The organism is Sphingopyxis flava (assembly GCF_900168005.1).
GTDB classification, from domain to species: Bacteria; Pseudomonadota; Alphaproteobacteria; order Sphingomonadales; family Sphingomonadaceae; genus Sphingopyxis; species Sphingopyxis flava.
In genome coordinates this window covers 1-1,300 of record NZ_FUYP01000101.1, presented here as the reverse complement: position 1 = coordinate 1,300, position 1,300 = coordinate 1, and the positions used below count along the sequence as shown (strand labels likewise).

The 1,300-nt window shown below is 58.9% G+C and carries 1 protein-coding gene; it reads right to left on the bottom strand.

Annotated features, from left to right (window positions below; all coding sequences use genetic code 11):
* Positions 1-42: 42 nt before the first annotated feature.
* Positions 43-1,242 carry an IS256 family transposase gene (locus tag B5X69_RS20680; protein ID WP_079640341.1) on the bottom strand — a complete coding sequence of 400 codons (1,200 nt, stop codon included), beginning with the start codon at positions 1,240-1,242 and terminating at the stop codon, positions 43-45.
* Positions 1,243-1,300 lie beyond the last annotated feature (58 nt).

Sequence of the window (1,300 nt, the reverse complement as noted above, 5' to 3'; positions counted from 1 at the left end):
CGGGCCTGTCAGGAGTTTTGTGCGCGAGGCCGCTTATCGTCATTAGATGACGAACCTTTCGCCGAAGATCACGGCGAACTGGGTTTTTGCTTCGGTCCATTCGCGCGGCGGTCGTTTCCACTCCTGCGCCGCATGATTGAGGACGAGGTATAGCAGCTTCATCGCGGCGTCGTCACCGGGGAAGTGTCCGCGGGTGCGAACCGCACGCCGCAGCTTCGAGTTCAAAGCCTCGATAGCGTTCGTTGTGTATATGATCCTGCGGATGGCCTCACTAAACGCAAAAAATGGGATGACCTGATCCCAATGGCGCCGCCAACTTTGCGCGATCGCCGGATATTTCTGGCCCCAATGCCCCGCCTCGAAGGCCTCCAGGGCAGTCAGGCCAGCCTCGGCGTTCTCGGCGCGATAGACGCTGCGCAGCGCGCTCGCGATCGATTTGCGGTCCTTCCACGATGCGAAGCTCATGCTGTTTCTGATCAGATGCACGATGCACGTTTGGACCACCGTTTCGGGGAACACGGCATTGATGGCGTCCGGGAAGCCTTTCAGACCATCGACAACCGCGATCAGCATATCGGCGAGGCCACGGTTCTTGAGCTCGTTCATCACGCGCAGCCAGAACTTTGCACCTTCGGTCTGCTCGATCCAGATGCCCAGGATGTCCTTGGTGCCGTCGGGCAATATGCCAAGCGCGATGTAAACGGCTTTGTTGCGAACGAAGCCTTCATCGCGGATTTTGACCCGGATCGCGTCGAAGAACACCAGCGGATAGCAGGCATCGAGCGGCCGACCTTGCCATTCGGCGACCGTTTCCAGAACAGCATCCGTCACCGTCGAGATCAGGTCCGGCGACACGTCGATGCCGTAAAGCTCCTCGAGGTGCCCGCGGATCTCGCGCACCGTCATGCCGCGCGCGTACATCGAGATGATCTTGTCGTCGAAGTCCGGGAAGCGCCGCTGGTATTTGGCGATCAGCTTCGGATCGAAGGTCCCCGATCGGTCCCGCGGAATATCCAGCGTCACTCTCGACGAACCGGTCAGCATCGTCTTCTGCGACGTGCCGTTGCGCCGATTTCCTCCACCCGTCGCCATCTCGGATTCCAGATGATCGTCAAGCTCCGCTGCCAGCATCCGTTCCGACAACGCCTTCTTCAACTCGTCGATCAAGCCGTCCTTGGCAAATAACTCCTGCGGATCACGCCCCGCCAGCAACTGATCCAAAACTTCCTTGTCGATTGCCATATGATGGGTCCTTTCCATTCCATCTTATGGCCTCACGCACAAAACTTCTGACAGGCCC